The 15,703-nt window shown below is 71.6% G+C and carries 15 protein-coding genes; 10 read left to right on the forward strand and 5 right to left on the reverse strand.

All coding sequences use genetic code 11. The features are described from left to right. Window positions 1-105: 105 nt before the first annotated feature. The 3 genes from QFZ75_RS25595 to QFZ75_RS25605 all read right to left on the reverse strand — a co-directional run bounded on the left by QFZ75_RS25595 (window position 106) and on the right by QFZ75_RS25605 (window position 2,682). Window positions 106-891: an ABC transporter permease gene (locus QFZ75_RS25595; RefSeq protein WP_307540491.1), complete on the reverse strand. Its 786-nt coding sequence runs from the start codon at window positions 889-891 to the stop codon at window positions 106-108. Beyond that, entirely contained in the window at window positions 888-1,910 is a 1,023-nt protein-coding gene (locus QFZ75_RS25600) for an ATP-binding cassette domain-containing protein (protein ID WP_307540493.1), read from the reverse strand. The genes QFZ75_RS25595 and QFZ75_RS25600 overlap by 4 nt, the downstream gene beginning before the upstream one ends. Before the next feature lie 103 nt (window positions 1,911-2,013). After that, window positions 2,014-2,682, reverse strand: coding sequence for a DUF4097 family beta strand repeat-containing protein (locus QFZ75_RS25605; RefSeq protein WP_307540495.1), 669 nt, complete (start codon window positions 2,680-2,682; stop codon window positions 2,014-2,016). Between the two features lie 282 nt (window positions 2,683-2,964). Between QFZ75_RS25605 and QFZ75_RS41200 the strand changes: the two genes are divergently transcribed. After that, window positions 2,965-3,693, forward strand: coding sequence for a helix-turn-helix domain-containing protein (locus QFZ75_RS41200; RefSeq protein WP_373466062.1), 729 nt, complete (start codon window positions 2,965-2,967; stop codon window positions 3,691-3,693). 157 nt (window positions 3,694-3,850) lie between these two features. On the opposite strand, the gene QFZ75_RS25620 is transcribed toward QFZ75_RS41200, so the two are convergent. Beyond that, a complete protein-coding gene (locus tag QFZ75_RS25620; RefSeq protein ID WP_307540497.1) occupies window positions 3,851-5,935 on the reverse strand; it encodes a hypothetical protein in 2,085 nt (694 codons plus the stop codon). Between the two features lie 341 nt (window positions 5,936-6,276). On the opposite strand from QFZ75_RS25620, the gene proB reads away from it, so the two are divergent. From proB to QFZ75_RS25645, 5 genes are all read left to right on the forward strand, one after another. After that, window positions 6,277-7,383, forward strand: a complete 1,107-nt coding sequence (gene proB / locus QFZ75_RS25625) for a glutamate 5-kinase (RefSeq protein WP_307540499.1) — start codon at window positions 6,277-6,279, stop codon at window positions 7,381-7,383. A 252-nt stretch (window positions 7,384-7,635) separates the two neighbouring features. After that, a complete protein-coding gene (locus QFZ75_RS25630; protein WP_307544779.1) occupies window positions 7,636-8,094 on the forward strand; it encodes a hypothetical protein in 459 nt (152 codons plus the stop codon). A 138-nt stretch (window positions 8,095-8,232) separates the two neighbouring features. After that, the gene (locus QFZ75_RS25635; protein ID WP_307540501.1) at window positions 8,233-9,519 is read left to right on the forward strand and encodes a glutamate-5-semialdehyde dehydrogenase; all 1,287 of its coding nucleotides are present in this window, start codon (window positions 8,233-8,235) and stop codon (window positions 9,517-9,519) included. A gap of 69 nt (window positions 9,520-9,588) precedes the next feature. Continuing rightward, window positions 9,589-10,170 carry a hypothetical protein gene (locus QFZ75_RS25640; RefSeq protein WP_307540503.1) on the forward strand — a complete coding sequence of 194 codons (582 nt, stop codon included), beginning with the start codon at window positions 9,589-9,591 and terminating at the stop codon, window positions 10,168-10,170. Window positions 10,171-10,282: 112 nt separating this feature from the next. Beyond that, entirely contained in the window at window positions 10,283-11,353 is a 1,071-nt protein-coding gene (locus QFZ75_RS25645; protein WP_307540504.1) for a hypothetical protein, read from the forward strand. Between the two features lie 55 nt (window positions 11,354-11,408). On the opposite strand, the gene QFZ75_RS25650 is transcribed toward QFZ75_RS25645, so the two are convergent. Then, window positions 11,409-12,539, reverse strand: a complete 1,131-nt coding sequence (locus tag QFZ75_RS25650) for a M48 family metallopeptidase (protein WP_307540506.1) — start codon at window positions 12,537-12,539, stop codon at window positions 11,409-11,411. Between the two features lie 101 nt (window positions 12,540-12,640). Here QFZ75_RS25650 and QFZ75_RS25655 point away from each other — a divergent pair, with 101 nt between their 5' ends. The 4 genes from QFZ75_RS25655 (at window position 12,641) to QFZ75_RS25670 (ending at window position 15,693) form a co-directional block, all read left to right on the forward strand. Beyond that, the gene (locus tag QFZ75_RS25655; protein WP_307540507.1) at window positions 12,641-12,796 is read left to right on the forward strand and encodes a hypothetical protein; all 156 of its coding nucleotides are present in this window, start codon (window positions 12,641-12,643) and stop codon (window positions 12,794-12,796) included. A gap of 179 nt (window positions 12,797-12,975) precedes the next feature. Continuing rightward, the gene (locus tag QFZ75_RS25660; RefSeq protein ID WP_307540509.1) at window positions 12,976-13,140 is read left to right on the forward strand and encodes a hypothetical protein; all 165 of its coding nucleotides are present in this window, start codon (window positions 12,976-12,978) and stop codon (window positions 13,138-13,140) included. Window positions 13,141-13,187: 47 nt separating this feature from the next. Next, window positions 13,188-13,862 (forward strand): nicotinate-nucleotide adenylyltransferase, encoded by a 675-nt coding sequence (gene nadD, locus QFZ75_RS25665; protein ID WP_307540511.1) that lies wholly within the window; start codon window positions 13,188-13,190, stop codon window positions 13,860-13,862. 16 nt (window positions 13,863-13,878) lie between these two features. Next, window positions 13,879-15,693, forward strand: coding sequence for an LCP family protein (locus QFZ75_RS25670; RefSeq protein WP_307540513.1), 1,815 nt, complete (start codon window positions 13,879-13,881; stop codon window positions 15,691-15,693). The last annotated feature ends 10 nt before the right edge of the window (window positions 15,694-15,703 follow it).

A 15,703-nucleotide genomic window follows, 5' to 3' on the forward strand; every position in this document is an offset into this window, starting at 1 on the left:
CCCGGGCCGCGGGAATCCACCGCGGCTCCGGCGGGGGCCCGTCGCGCGGTTCCCCGCGCCCCTTCGGGGACGCGGGGAGGCCGCCGGTGCGGTGGGGCACGGTGCTCACTCGGGGTCCTGGCCGAACCGGGCCCTGGACCAGCGGTGGCCGAGGAGCGTCAGGGCGAGGCACCAGGCCAGGGCGATCCAGCCGTTGTTGCCGATCCCGGTGCCGAGGAGAAGTCCGCGCAGCGTCTCGATGGCGGGGGTGAAGGGCTGGTACTCGGCGATCGGCCGGAACCAGCCCGGCATCGAACCGAGCGGGACGAAGGCGCTGGAGACGAGCGGCAGCAGGATCAGCGGCATGGCGTTGTTGCTGGCCGCCTCGGCGTTGGGGCTGCTCAGGCCCATGCCGACCGCGATCCAGGTGAAGGCGAGGGCGACCAGTACGAGCAGCCCGAACGCCGCGAGCCATTCCAGGACGCCGGCACCGGTGGAGCGGAAACCCATGGCGACGCCCACCGCGCCGACCAGGACGACGCTGCCGACGGTCCGCAGGACGCTGCCCACGACATGGCCGAGCAGGATCGAGCTGCGGTGGATGGCCATGGTGCGGAAGCGGGCGATGATGCCCTCGTTCATGTCGGTGGAGACCGAGACGGCGGTGCCGATGACGGTGGAGCCGATGGTCATCAGCAGGATGCCGGGCACGAGGTACGCGATGTAGGCGGAGCGGTCGCCGCCGCCGATGCCCGCGCTCATGGTGTCGCCGAATATGTAGACGAACAGCAGGAGCAGCATCACCGGCGTGAGCAGCAGGTTCAGGGTGAGCGACGGGTAGCGGCGGGCGTGCAGGAGGTTGCGGCGCAGCATCGTGGAGGAGTCGCGCACGGCCAGGGGCAGGGAACTCATCGGACGGTCTCCTCGGACTTGTTCGGCTGGGCGGACGCGGTGGACGCGGTGGACGCGGCGGACCTGGTGGCCGCGGTGGACCGGGCCGGTACGGAGGTGGCGGTGAGGGCGAAGAAGACGTCGTCGAGGTCCGGGGTGTGCACGGTGAGCTCGTCGGCCTCGATGCCGGCCGTGTCCAGCCGGTCGAGGATCGAGCGCAGGTCGCGCTGACCGCCGTCGCTGGGGAGCTGCAGGGCCAGCGCCTCGTCGTCCCGCGTCACCTCGTGCAGCGCGGAGGCGGCCGACCGGTACGCGGCCGGATCGGTGAAGCGCAGCCGTACGTGCCCGCCGGGGACGAGCCGCTTCAGCTCCCCGGCCGTGCCCTCGGCGGCGATCCTGCCGTCGTGGAGCACGGCGATGCGGTCGGCGAGTTCGTCGGCCTCCTCCAGGTACTGGGTGGTGAGGAAGACCGTCACCCCGTCGGTGACGAGTTCGCGGATGATGCCCCACATGGTGTGACGGCTGCGGGGGTCCAGGCCGGTGGTCGGTTCGTCGAGGAAGATGATCCGCGGGCCGCCGACCAGGGTCATGGCGATGTCGAGGCGTCGTCTCATGCCGCCGGAGTAGGTGGAGGCGGGTTTCTGCGCGGCCCCGGTGAGGTCGAAGCGTTCGAGGAGCCCGGCGGCGACGCGTCGCCCCTCGGTCTTGGGCAGGTGATGCAGGTCGGCCATGAGGAGCATGTTCTCCTCGCCGGTGATCAGCCCGTCGACGGCGGAGAACTGGCCTGTGACACCGATCGCCGCGCGGGCGGCCTGTGCGCGGGTGGCGAGGTCGTGGCCGCCGACGTGGATCCGTCCGGAGTCCGGGTCGGGCGACACGAGGGTGGAGAGGATCTTGACAACGGTGGTCTTGCCGGCGCCGTTCGGGCCGAGCAGGGAGAAGACCGTGCCTTCGGGGACGGCCAGGTCGATGCCGTCGAGGACGGTCCTGTCGCCGTAGGACTTGCGCAGTCCGTACGCCGCGACGGCCAGGTCGGTCATGAGGGGAGCTCCTTCTGGGGGCGATGGGTTCCGGGCGTTACGGGCTACGGGGATGCAGGGCTGCGGGGACGCGGGGCTGCGGGGCTTGGGAGGGTGCGGGGCCTCAGAGGCTGTGGGCGGTGATGTCGCCCTGCGCGGTGGTCGCCCTGATGGTCAGGACGGCGGCCCCGTCGGCGTTCTTCAGCGAGTTGTCGATCCGGCCGTGGCCGGTGCCGGCGTCCAGGGCGGCGCAGACCCCGTGGGCGGCGCCGACGGTGATGCTGCCCTGCCGGGTGTCGAGCGTGAGCGCGCCGCGTACGGCTTCGGCGATGCGCACGTCGCCCCGCTGGGTGCTGATCTCGGCGGGGCCGTTCAGCCGGCCGACCGTGATGTCGGCGTCGAGGCCGGTGAGGCGGGCGCTCGCGGCCTCGTCGAGCTTGACCGAACCGTGGCCGCCGTCGAAGGCGACCTCGCCGAGCCGTCCCACACCGCGGAACTCCGCGGCGGCGGCCTTCGCCTGCACACGGGAGTCCACGGGCAGCTGGACGGTGACCTCGACGGAGCCGGAGGCGCCGACGAGTCGGCTCGTCGCTTCCGGGGTCCTGATCCGCAGGACGCCGTCGGCGTAGGTGACCTCGGTCCGTTCGGCCGTCCCCACGTCACGGCTCCTGGCGGGGTCGGCCGGCCTGACCTCGACGGTGGTGTCGGTGCGGTCGGCGGCGATGATCTGGATGCGTCCCGCGGGGATGTCGAGGACGGCCCGGACGGGGGCGGGGGTGTCGAACTTCTGCACGGCGTACTCCTTCTCCGGTGGCGCGGACCCCTTCGGCCCGCTGTTTCCGATGAAGGAAAAGCTACGTTGCATTCACAGTGCTGGCAACGAACTTGTTGCGTCACAAATTAATCACCGCAGCTAGACGCCGGTATATTGATGCAATGGCTTCACGCTAAATGCAACGCCCTCATTGCGGATTGTTGCAATGAGTTGAGGGTGAACGCTATGGTCGGAGCGTCGGCCGCCACCGGGCCGACACCGGGACACCACGGGCCGCCGCAGGCCATGAAGGAGACCGCGATGCCGGGAGGCAGGCTCACCCAGCAGGAACGCCGCCAGATCGCGCTGGGACTGGCCGACGGGCTCGCCTACGCCGAGATCGCCCGCCGTCTGGGGCGGCCGACCTCGACGATCACGCGCGAGGTGACGCGCAACGGCGGCCCGGCCGGGTACCGCGCCGAAGCGGCCCACCGCGCGACCGAACACCGGGCCCATCGCCGCAGGACGGCCGCGTCCCCGGATCCGCGGACGCCTCCGCAGCCCTACGGGCGCGACGCCGACGCGGTGCGGGTGTACGAGGAGGTGTTCACCACCGTCATCATCGCGTCGGGCATGCCGACGATGATGGCCAGGGTGATGGCCTGTCTGATCCTCACCGACACCGGCAGCCTCACCGCCGCCGAACTCGTCCAGCGGCTCCAGGTCAGTCCGGCGGCCGTCTCCAAGGCGATCGCGTTCCTCGAGAGCCAGGGGTTCGTGCGCCGGGAGCGGGGTGAGGGGCGGCGTGAGCGTTATGTCGTCGACGACGACGTGTACTACCGGGCCATGATGGCCAGCGCCCGTTCCATCACGCAGGTCGTCGACACCGCGCGCGAGGGCGTCGGGGTCCTCGGCGCCGGTACGCCCGCGGCCACCCGGCTGGAGAACATCGCCCGCTTCCTCGGCTTCGTCGCCGAGAGCACGGCCCGCGCGGCGGAGCAGGCCCGCGACATCCTCCACACCAAGCCGAGGCCGACGCCGACACCCTGAGGCGCGTACGTACGCCGCGCCCCTGAAGGGGCGCGGGGAACTGCGCGATCGGCCCCCACCGGGCCGCAGCCGGACACGCGCCCGCAAAAAGCGAAAAGGTGAGGGCCCGGGAGTGTTCCCGGGCCCTCACCGGCAAGTCGCTCGCCGCGCGGCAGCGCTACGCGCTGACCGCGTCCTCCGCCTCGCTGGGATCCTGCGCGGCCTCCTCGGCCGCGTCCTCCGCCGCCGACCGCGGTGAGGGAATCTCGGCCGCGAGCCGGGACTCCATCCGCCCCCGGCGCTCGTCGGCCGCCGTGCACAGCGCCTCGATCGCCGCGTTGAAGCGGACCATCGACGGCGGGTCGGACGGACCGAGCAGGTGTTCCTTCAGCGCGGCACGGGCGGCGGTGAACAGGTCCTTCTCAGGGCGGCGCACCGACTCCAGCAGTGCCGCGACCCCCTCCGCGCCGGGCGTGAGCACCACGCCGGCGGACACCGTCGGGAACCCCGTGCGGAACGCCGCCTCGGACATCCCCGAGGTGTTGGCCACCGCGTACGGCTTCTCGCTCGACAGCCAGTCGGAGACGACCGAGGAGACATCGCTGACCAGCAGGTCCGCCTGGTTGAAGCAGGCGAAGATGGCCGGCCGCGCCTCCGTGACGATCTGGTGCTCCCACTCCGGGAAGGACGCCCAGTACGCCTTCTCCCAGGCCAGCGTGGCCTCGGCGATGGCGGCCTCGCGGTCGTCCCGGGGCGCGCCCTGGAGCAGCATCCGCTCCATCTCGTCGGCGCTCTTACGGAAGTGGGTGGAGGTCAGCTTGTCCAGCTCGGCGGTACGGCGCGCCAGTTCGGCGGCCGCACCGGCGGCCGGCCGGGCCCCCGACCGCTTGGCGGCGGCCTCGCGGATCATCGCCTTGATGCGCTCGTTCGCGGCGCCCGCGCGCGGGTCGACGGAACCGGTCATGGGGTGCGGCTTGTAGAGGAGCCGCACACCGTCGTCGGCCAGCAGCTGCCGCACGATGTTCTCGCCGGCCAGCACCACCGACGTGTTGCCGGGGTTGCCGTCCCAGCCCTCCCAGGTGGGGGCGTACAGCACGTTCGTGAACGCGCCCGTCGGCGCTCCCGAGTACGGGCGGATCGGCGCGAGCTGCGGGCGGCCGACCTCCACGATGTCCTTGTCCTCGACGCCGACCTCGGCCAGCGCGTACCGCTCGCGGGCCGCGGGACCGGCCACCCACACCTGGTCGTACGCCTTCGCGTACGGGTTGCAGGAGGACAGCTTGTCGCTCTCGCCGTGGTTGATGAAGGCGTGCTTGACCGTGGGGATGCGCAGGACCTGCGAGGTCTTCGCGGCGTTCGCCGGGTGCAGCATCATCTTCAGCGTCGAGTTCTCCAGCGAGAACATCGTCGCGACCTTCGGGAAGCAGATGACCGGCACGTCGGTGGCGTCGATCTTCTGCACCATGAACCGCTCGCGCAGCACGATCAGCGGCTTCGCGTCGACGGCGGAGACCGTGGAGAGCCACATGTTCGCCTGGTACGCGGAGGTCGTGCCGCCGGAGAAGTACATGGCCACGGTCGGCCGGTAGTCGGCCAGCCACGCGTCCAGCCACTCCATGACCTGCTGCTCGCCCAGGGCGCGCTTCTTCGGCAGCAGCCAGGTGGCGAGGTACGCCGTGCCGCCGCCGATCAGCACGAGGCCGATCCCGAGGCCGACGGCGCCGAACAGGGCGTCCTCGGTGGCCGCGGTGACCATCAGGCCCACCGTGGTCGGCACGGAGAAGCTGAGCAGCCGGTGGCCGGGGCGGCGGGCCAGTATGCGCGGCGGCGCGGCGCTCAGGCGCAGCGCGGACGCGTCGATGTTCCGGGTGACGATCGGCAGCGTGCGGGTGCGGCGGACCATGACGGCGGCGGCCTGGCAGGCGAAGTGCAGGGCGTAGAAGACGCAGAGCCCGACCATCAGCGGTGCCTGCTCGTGCGTCGGGCTGATCCCGTCGATCCGCAGGAGCCCCACCAGGATGATCATGTCGCGCAGCAGCTGCCGGACCGTGGCGTCGAAGCGGACCTTGCCGAGCAGCGAGAGCAGCCCGGGGTCCCGGTACTGCAGCAGCACGTCGAGGGCCAGGCCCGCGGCGCTCGCGACGATGAACACCGGGACGTTCGGCAGCAGAGCGGAGACGATCTGAGCCGTGAAGAGCGCGAACATCGAGAACAGTGCGAACAGTTGCACGATGCGGCGGGTGGCAAGTCCGGCGGAGGGCACGGAATGGGCTCCTGCGAGGGATGCGGCGGATGGGGGGAAGCGCGGAGGTCGGACCTCGCCGTACCTCCCTGGAGGCTCGTACGGAAGAGGCCGATCCCTGACCGTATGACTTCTGCGGGCCGCCTAGCAATCTTGCGTGAGAACTATCACCGGATTTGGGTTTAAAACGACGAAAGCCCGTACGGCCCCTCTTCCGTTCTCCATGGATCCGCCACTGCGCGTCCACGCCGCGTCCGCCACTCGGAACGCGAAGGCGGCGACCACCCACCGTCACGTAGATTGCACGGACCGGGCAGGTCGGAACATAGGGGTACAGCGTGTCAGGGGCAAGCAGGCAAGCCGTGGTGGAAGCCCGCAGGATCGTCGTCAAGGTGGGTTCCTCGTCCCTGACCACCGCGTCCGGCGGCCTCGACGCCGACCGGGTGGACGCCCTCGTCGACGTGCTGGCCAAGAGCCGCGGCAAGGGCGCGCACGAGGTCGTCCTCGTCTCGTCCGGCGCCATCGCCGCCGGCCTCGCCCCGCTGGGCCTGCGCCGCCGCCCCAAGGACCTCGCCCGCCAGCAGGCCGCCGCCAGCGTCGGCCAGGGACTCCTCGTCGCCCGCTACACCGCCTCCTTCGCCCGCTACGGCATCCGCGTCGGCCAGGTGCTGCTCACCTCGGACGACATGAGCCGCCGCGCCCACCACCGCAACGCCTCGCGCACCCTCGACAAGCTCCTCGCGATGGGCGCCCTGCCGGTCGTCAACGAGAACGACACCGTCGCCACGGACGAGATCCGCTTCGGCGACAACGACCGCCTCGCGGCCCTCGTCGCCCATCTCGTCCGCGCGGACCTGCTGGTGCTCCTCTCCGACGTGGACGGCGTCTACGACGGCGACCCCGGCAGGCCCGGCACCTCGCGGATAGCGGACGTGCACACCCCGGCCGACCTCGCCCACGTCGACATCGGCAGCGCGGGCCGGGCGGGTGTCGGTACCGGCGGCATGGTCACCAAGGTCGAGGCGGCCCGGATCGCGGCCGCGGCCGGCATCCCGGTGGTGCTCACGAGCGCGGTGCACGCCGCGGACGCCCTCGCGGGGCGCGACACCGGCACGTACTTCCACGCCACCGGCCGCCGCTCCGCCGACCGCCTGCTGTGGCTCCAGCACGCGTCCACCCCGCAGGGCGCCCTCGTCCTGGACGACGGCGCGGTGCGCGCGGTCGTCGAGCGCCGTACGTCCCTGCTGCCGGCCGGCATCGCCGCCGTCGAGGGCGAGTTCGGCGCGGGCGACCCCGTCGAACTGCGGGACGCTACGGGGCGGGCGGTCGCCCGGGGCCTGGTCAACTTCGACGCCAAGGAGATCCCCCAGCTGATCGGGCGCTCCACGCACGAACTGGCCCGCGAACTGGGCCCCGCGTACGAACGCGAGGTCGTCCACCGCGACGACCTGGTGCTGCTGCACCCATGAGGCGCGCGGGCGCCCACGCCGGCGTACGCCCGGTGGTGCGCCTGTGCCGGAGGAGCCCTGCCCGGTCACGGCGGTGGCCGGGTACCCGAGCCCGGCCGAAAACAGGGCGGAACGCCGGACAAAGCCCCGGTCCGGAGGTGGACCTTCGGTAAAAGTGCCACGCGGCGCCTTCCCACCTGCTCAACTTTGTCTCAGGGAGACCCCCCTGAGTCCGAGCGGACCCATTGCGTAAAGGAGGCCGTCGTGAGACGAGTGCGCCCTGGGGCGGCTGTGTCCCGCGGTGTCGCAAGCCCCCGCGCGGCCGGCGAGGAGCGGACGCTCACCAGCGTCGCGGCCGGTGACACGTACGAGGCCGAGGAGCCCCAGGACCTGCCGCGGCTGTGGCACGTCACGCTGAGCGTCTCGGGCGGCGAGGCCCCGCTGAAAGAGGTCAGGCGCGGTCTGGAGCAGCTCGCCCACGACCACCCCTTCCTGCTGACCAGCCGGTACGCCAACGACCACGCGGAGATCCGGTACTGGGAGGAGGCCCGCGACCTGCACGACGCGGCCGCGGTCGCGCTGCGGCTGTGGGGCGAGCACCGCCAGACCGCGAAGCTGCCGCCGTGGGAGATCGTCGGCCTGGAGGTCATCGACCGCGAGACCTACCACCAGCGGATCGCGGAGGGGTACGGGCCGTTGCCCGCCACCCCCGTAGGCGTACATCCGTTCTAGGCCTCCGGGTGCGAACCACCACTTCCGAGCCACCGGCACCGGGCCGCCGGGACACGCTTTCTGCGGCCATTTCGGGACCTGTCTCGCGTTGTGGGACAACGGCTGAACACCTCTCGCGGGCGCACTACCCTGCCGGTTATGACCACGCTCTCGCCGTACGACTCGATGTCCCCGGTCACCCGGGCCGCCTACCGGGCCAAAAGCGCCGCCGCCGACCTCGCTCCGCTGCCGCGGGCCGAGAAGGACGACGCGCTGCTCGCGATCGCGGACGCCCTCGAGGTCCGTACGAGCGAGATCGTTGAGGCCAACGCCAAGGACACCGCCCGCGCCCGCGAGGCCGGCACCAGCGAGACCGTCATCGACCGGCTCACGCTCACGCCCGAGCGGATCCGCGCGATCGCCTCCGACGTACGGGACGTGGTGGCGCTGCCCGACCCGGTCGGCGAGGTCGTCCGCGGCTCGACCCTCCCGAACGGCATCGACCTGCGCCAGGTCCGGGTCCCCCTCGGCGTCGTCGGCATCATCTACGAGGCCCGCCCGAACGTGACGGTCGACGCGGCCGCCCTGTGCCTGAAGTCCGGCAACGCGGTGCTGCTGCGCGGCTCGTCCTCGGCGTACGAGTCCAACTCGGCCCTCGTGCGTGTCCTGCGCGACGCCGTCGGCGGCTCGGGCCTGCCCGCCGACGCCGTCCAGCTCGTGCCGGGCGACAGCCGTGAGTCGGTGCGGGAGCTGATGCGCGCCCGGGGCCTGGTCGACGTGCTCATCCCGCGCGGCGGCGCCTCGCTGATCCGCACGGTCGTCCAGGAGTCCACCGTCCCGGTCATCGAGACGGGCACCGGCAACTGCCACGTGTACGTCGACGCGCAGGCCGACCTCGACATGGCGATCGACATCCTGATCAACTCCAAGGCGCAGCGGCCCAGCGTCTGCAACTCCGCCGAGACGCTCCTCGTCCACCAGGACATCGCGTCCCGGTTCCTGCCGCGCGCCCTCGACGCCCTCGCGGAGGCCGGCGTCACGGTGCACGGCGACGAGCGCGTCCTCGCGTACGCGAAGGACTCCGAGGCCACGGTCGTCGAGGCGACGACCGAGGACTGGGAGACCGAGTACCTGTCGTACGACATCGCGGCGGCCGTCGTCGACTCGCTGGAGCGGGCCGTCGACCACATCCGGCTGTGGACCTCCGGGCACACCGAGGCGATCGTCACCACCTCGCAGCAGGCGGCCCGCCGCTTCACCCAGCTGGTGGATTCGACGACGGTGGCCGTGAACGCGTCCACCCGCTTCACCGACGGCGGCCAGTTCGGGTTCGGCGCCGAGATCGGGATCTCCACGCAGAAGCTGCACGCGCGGGGACCGATGGGACTGCCGGAGCTGACGAGCACCAAGTACATCGTCACGGGCGACGGGCACATCCGGCGCTGACCGTCTCGGCAGGCGGGAGAATTTCCGTACGGTCTGCCCAAATCGACCACCCCGGTCTACCCTGGAACCGTGCCGGAGGACGTGGGGGGCGCGCCGTTCCCTGACGGCTGGGAGCCCGACGACGACCGCGACCGCGGGGGTGCGGACGAAGAGTTCGCCTCCGTGGTCTTCGACGAGTCCTTCGTCAAGGCGGCCACGCTCCACGAACCGACCGCCGTCGAACGCCTCCTGGCCGCCGCACAGGCGAGAGCGGAGGCCTCCGAGGCCGAAGCGCGCCGGGGACGGGCCCGGGGCCTGCACGGGGACGACGAGTACTACGAGGACGGTTTCGGCCCCGGCGGTTTCGGCCACGACCCGGACCTGGACGACCTGGACGACCGGGATGTCCTGCACGGCGGCCGCACCCACCCCGGCATGTACGGGAAGCAGGCCCGCTGGCACCGGCCGGTGGCCTGGATGCTCGCCCTCGTGATGGGTGTCGGCATGGTCGCGCTGGCCTTCGCGGCGGTCTACCGGGGCGCCTCGTCGAGCAGCCGGGACCACGTTCCGGCGCCCGCCTCCACCGGTCTCGAGCAGGGCGGCGGCGTGGGGCCCTCGGTCTCCGCCGACTACTCCCGGCCGGCCGTCCCGGCGGTGCCCCGCACTCCGTGACGGCGCCGTCACGGCTGGTTCGGCACCTTGTGGCGAATTCCGGTGAGGGCCTGTCAGAACTTGTCCTGCGGCCGGGCGTTTACCTGAGGTCCGGGAGACCTACTCTGAAAGTATGGACGGTCCTGGAGAGCCACCTGAGGGAACGTCAGAAGGTGCTCCCGGCGGTGGCGAGGAGGAGTACCGATCCGTCGTCTTCGACGAATCGTTCGTCCGCGCTGCCCGCCTCCAGGAATTCTCCGCGCGGGAGCGCATCGGCGACCACACCCCGGCCGTCCGCCGCCGCCCCCCGGTGCGCCGCGGCCTGCTGTCCCGGCAGGCGCTGGTCCTCATCGTCCTGATCACCGTGGCCTTCGGCACGGCGATCTACATGGGCGTCCGCCATCCGTACCAGACCCCCGTCGCCAAGCACCCCGAACCGCTGCGGATGACCGTGATCCCGCTCGCGCCGCAGAGCCGGGTGCCCGGCACGGCCGATGTGGACGCCCTGTACGCGCACAGCCCCGCCGACCAGTTCCGCACGGGCGCCGAGGGCATCACCCTGCCCGCCTCCCGGCGCACCGCGCACTTCTCCGACAGCCAGGTCGTCACCGCGCTGACCACGGCGAAGGACTACCTCGTCGAGTCCTCGCTCGACCCGGACGTCCTCACCGGCGGCGCCGACCGGCCGGTGCGGATACTGCTCGACCCGCAGCAGCTCGACCAGTTCGACCAGAGCTTCCAGCACCCCACCGCGGACGGGCGGCACGCGCCCACCGGCTGGCTGGTGCGCTTCGACCCGGCGCGCAGCGAGCTGGCCGACGCCAGGATCCGGGTGCAGGGCACGCTGACCGCCGCCGAGACGGACTCCGACACCCTGGAGGTCAGCTCCGACCACACCTTCGTCTACGCGCTGCGGCCGACCGGCACGGACGAGAAGGCCGAGGCCTCGCTGTTCACCGTGCGGCGCGAGCTGCACTTCCGGTTCGACCGCGACGACCTGCGCATGCACCAGACCGAGCTCGTCGTCTCCTACCTCCAGGCCGGGCCGCTGGCCTGCGCCGAGGACGCCACGAACCGGCTGCGCCCGCTCCTGGCGGGCGAGACGGCCAGGGCGGGCGGGCCGGCCGGCACCGACCCGTTCGCCACGGGCAGTGCCACGGCGCTGTGCGGGTCGCTGGCGGCCAGTGCCCAGCCCAGGCTGTAGCTCCCGGCCCCGGGCGGCGGCGCAGCCGGTCCCGGGCGGACGTGTCCGCCCGCGATCAGGCGCTTCCGCCGGGGCCCTCGTCCTCCGGGCGGTCGGTGCGCGGCTGCTCCTTGGTCGCGGTGCCGGAATTCCCCCCGTCGGCGCCCCCCGCGGTGCCGCCGCCCGCGAAACCGCCGAAGCCGCGCCGCACCCGGCCGCCTAGGTCGCCCGCACCGCCCGCGATGTCACTGACCAGCTTCATCAGCGGGTCCTTGCTGTTCTTCATGCCGTTGGCGTAGCTGGCCGCCGACTGGCGGATGGAGTCCGTGACCGAGGTGTCGCCGTCCTCGTCGCGGCGCGGGTAGTGGCCGTCCATGATCCGCTGGTGGTCGCGGGACTCCGCCCACTTCTTCAGCTCGGCCGCCCGGACCGTGGTGAAGGGGTGCGAGCGGGGCATCACGTTCAGGATCTTGAGCACCGAGTCGCGCAGGTCGCCGCCGGCCTCGTACTCCTCGGCCTGCGCGAGGAACGCGTCCACGTTCATCTCGTGCAGGTGGTTGCCGCCCGCGATCTTCATCAGGCCGCGCATCGAGGCCCGCAGGTCCTGGCCGACCAGCAGGCCCGCCCGGTCCGCGGACAGCTCGGACTTGCGGAACCACTCGCGCAGGGCGGTCACGATCGCCATGATCGCGAGGTTGCCGAGCGGGATCCACGCCACGCGCAGCGCGAGTCCGGTCAGGAAGAGCAGGACCGTGCGGTAGACGGAGTGCCCGGACAGCGCGTGGCCCACCTCGTGGCCGATGACCGCCCGCATCTCCTCCTCGTCGAGCAGCTCGACGAGGCCGGTGGTGACGACGATGATCGGCTCGTCCAGGCCGATGCACATCGCGTTCGGCTGAGGGTCCTGGTTCACGTACATCGGCGGGACCTTGTCGAGGTCCAGGATGTAGCAGGCGTCGCGCAGCATCACGTTCAGGTGGGCGAACTGGGCGTCCGAGACGCGTACCGAGTCCGACAGGAACAGCAGCCGCAGACTGCGCTCCGGGAGCAGGCCGCTGAGCGCCTTGAAGACCGTGTCGAAGCCGCTGAGCTTGCGCAGGGCCACCAGGGCCGAGCGGTCCGCGGGGTGCTCGTACGCCCGGGAGGAGATCCCCTCGAAGCGCCTGCGCTGCCTGCTCGGTACGTTCTCGTGGCTGTCTTCCGGCATGTGGTCCCCCATGCGTTTGGTCGCCTTGCCTGCCCCCGGGACGGGGTCCAGCGTAGGCGGAGATACCGTGGACGGGCAGTACAGCGAAGGAGTGGTACGTCATGGAGCATGTCCCCGGGCCCTGGCTCACCGAGGCCGCGAGCGCCGCCCAGCAGCAAGGAGCGGGCAATCTCCTCCGCATCGTGCTGATCGTGATGGTCGTCGGCTGTGGACTGGCGGCCTGGTTCCTGTTGCGCGGCTACAAGCGGGACGACTGAGACCCCGCAGAAGGTTCCCGGCCCGGTGGGCCGGACCGGCGGACGCCGGCGTTCCGCATCCTGCCGCCCGATGGAGCCGAATTCCCCAACGGCGGAGTCGAAGTGATGCGCAAGGGGCCCCCCGCTTACGATGTGCGCAAGTCGTTGTCCCGCCCTCCATCGGATAGGTCCCGCCGAAGATGAGCCTCCACAGCACCGCTGCCCAGTTGGTCACACTCGCCGCCGAGGGCGGAGAGCACGGTGGCAACCACGAAAGCCTGAATCCCCTCTTCGTCGGCGGCGGAGCCTTCGTCGCGCTCCTGCTGCTGCTGTGGGTCACCACCCGCTTCAACCGCGACCGCTGACGCCCGTTCGACCGGGCCCGCCGCGCGGGCCGGTAGGGTCTGCACGCATGGGAGAGCAGGACATGCCTACCGGTCCGGCGGGCGCCATGGCGCACGGTCTGCGACGGGGCACCGGAAACGGCCCGTCGAACCCGGGCCGGCGCCGCCTCGGCGTCATGGGCGGAACGTTCGACCCGATCCACCACGGACACCTCGTCGCCGCGAGTGAGGTCGCCGTACGGTTCCACCTCGACGAGGTGGTGTTCGTGCCGACCGGCCAGCCGTGGCAGAAGTCCGACAGCAAGGTGTCCGCGGCCGAGGACCGCTACCTGATGACGGTCATCGCGACCGCCGAGAACCCGCAGTTCTCCGTGAGCCGCATCGACATCGACCGCGGCGGCCCCACCTACACCACGGACACGCTGCGCGACCTGCGGATGCTCAACCCCGACACGGACCTGTTCTTCATCACCGGCGCCGACGCGCTCGGCCAGATCCTCACCTGGCGCGACGCCGACGAGCTGTTCTCCCTCGCGCACTTCATCGGGGTCACCCGGCCCGGCCACATACTGACCGACAGCGGTCTGCCGGAGGGCGGTGTCTCGCTCGTCGAGGTCCCCGCGCTCGCCATCTCGTCCACGGACTGCCGGGTCCGGGTCGCGAAGGGCGATCCGGTCTGGTACCTGGTGCCGGACGGTGTGGTGCGCTACATCGACAAGCGAGAGCTGTACCGCGGCGAGTGAGCCGAGAGGGGCACCGGTGAACGACCGATACGACGCTGGGTACGGGGGCGACCAGTACGAACTCGTCGGCTACGACGAGTTCGGACAGCCCGTGTACCGCCAGGTGCCGCAGCCGGGGCAGTCCTCGCAGCCACCACAGCACTCTGCGCGACAGGACGAGTACGGATCGTACGATCCCTACGGCGGACAGCCCCAGGGGCAGCCGCACGCACAGGGATACGGGCAGGGCTACGACCCGGGGTACGGGCAGGACTACGGCCAGGGATACGGGCAGGACTACGACCGGAGCGGCCCGGTGGATCACGGGCAGGGCTACGGCTACGACCCGTACGCGACCGGGACGGCAGGGACGACCGGGACGACGGAAGCGGGCGACCCGGCCGGAACGGGTCGGCAGGCACCGCCCGCGGGGTCGTACGACACCGGCCGCCGACAGGCCCCCGTCGCCGAGCAGACCGCCTACATCCCGCAGCAGGCGGGCCCCGCGCAGCCGTCCCCGCCGGCACCGGAGCGGACGCCTGCGCAGGACGGGCCGCAGGACGGGCAGCAGGGCGAATCCGACTACCGCACCGAGCAGTTCGCGTTCGTCGAGGAGCCGCCCGAGAACTCCGAAGACGTCATCGACTGGCTGAAGTTCACCGAGAACCGCACCGAGCGGCGCGAGGAGGCCAAGCGCCGGGCGCGCGGCCGGGTCGTCGCCCTCGTCGTGGTCCTCGCACTGGTCGTGGTCGGCGGGGCCGGCTACCTCTGGTACGCGCAGAAGCTGCCTGGCTCGCACGCGGACCAGGACTCCGGCACGACCACCGCGGCCGGCGCCCAGAAGCGCGACGTGATCGTCGTCCACCTGCACAACACCAAGGGCGGCGGCACCTCCACGGTCCTGCTCGTCAACAACACCACCACCAAGCAGGGCACCACGGTCCTGCTGCCCAACTCCCTCGCCCTGACGGACGACGACGGCTCCGCCACGACGCTCTCCAAGTCGGTCGACGACGACGGTTCCTCGGGGACGCGCGACGAGCTCGACACCGTCCTCGGGACGGACATCGAGGGCACCTGGCGCCTGGACACCCCGTACCTCGACAACCTGGTCGAGCTGGTCGGCAACATCGAGATCGACACCGACACGGACGTGCCGGACCCCGAGGCGAAGAAGAAGGGCGAGGCCCCCCTCGTCAACAAGGGCGAAGACCGGACGCTGAGCGGCAGGATGGCCGTCGCGTACGCCACGTACCGCGCCTCCGGGGAGTTGCAGAACGCCCAGTTGCAGCGGTTCGGTCAGGTCGTGCAGGGCGTGCTGCGCAAGCTGTCGTCCGACGCGCAGGCCGCGACGACCACCGTGCAGACCCTCGCGCAGATTCTCGACCCCTCGCTGACCGACAAGGACCTGGGCACGTTCCTCGCCAAGCTCGCGGACCGCGCCAAGGAGGGTGACTTCAAGACGGCGCTGCTGCCGGTCCGGACGGACGGCCGGCTCAGTACGGAGGCCAGCGACAGCGTGGTCAAGGACGTGCTCGGCGGCGCCGCCAGGAGCCCCGGGAAGGGCGCGGCCGTCCAGGTCGGCATCCGCAACGCCACGGCCGATGAGGACGCCACCGAGCAGGCCCGCGTCGTCCTGCTCAACGGCGGCTACACCTTCGTCGACGGCGGTACGGCCCAGCTCGCGCAGGCGGTGTCCGAGGTCACCTACGCCGACACCGCGAAGAAGGGGGACGCGGTGGAGGTCGCCAAGACACTCGGACTGCCCACGAGCGCGGTGAAGAAGGGCGAGGTCACCTCGAACGCCGACGTGTCGGTGGTGCTGGGCCAGGACTACAAGACGGACGAGTAGGCCGCCCGGC

It is taken from the genome of Streptomyces sp. V3I8, assembly GCF_030817535.1.
GTDB lineage: Bacteria > Actinomycetota > Actinomycetes > Streptomycetales > Streptomycetaceae > Streptomyces.

Coding starts and splice junctions, on each gene's coding strand:
- nadD (WP_307540511.1), top strand. CDS start 13,188: ATGGGAGAGCAGGACATGCCTACCGGTCCGGCGGGCGCCATGGCGCAC.
- QFZ75_RS25660 (WP_307540509.1), top strand. CDS start 12,976: ATGAGCCTCCACAGCACCGCTGCCCAGTTGGTCACACTCGCCGCCGAG.
- QFZ75_RS41200 (WP_373466062.1), top strand. CDS start 2,965: ATGCCGGGAGGCAGGCTCACCCAGCAGGAACGCCGCCAGATCGCGCTG.
- QFZ75_RS25595 (WP_307540491.1), bottom strand. CDS start 891: ATGAGTTCCCTGCCCCTGGCCGTGCGCGACTCCTCCACGATGCTGCGC.
- QFZ75_RS25655 (WP_307540507.1), top strand. CDS start 12,641: ATGGAGCATGTCCCCGGGCCCTGGCTCACCGAGGCCGCGAGCGCCGCC.
- QFZ75_RS25635 (WP_307540501.1), top strand. CDS start 8,233: ATGACCACGCTCTCGCCGTACGACTCGATGTCCCCGGTCACCCGGGCC.
- QFZ75_RS25600 (WP_307540493.1), bottom strand. CDS start 1,910: ATGACCGACCTGGCCGTCGCGGCGTACGGACTGCGCAAGTCCTACGGC.
- QFZ75_RS25650 (WP_307540506.1), bottom strand. CDS start 12,539: ATGCCGGAAGACAGCCACGAGAACGTACCGAGCAGGCAGCGCAGGCGC.
- QFZ75_RS25645 (WP_307540504.1), top strand. CDS start 10,283: ATGGACGGTCCTGGAGAGCCACCTGAGGGAACGTCAGAAGGTGCTCCC.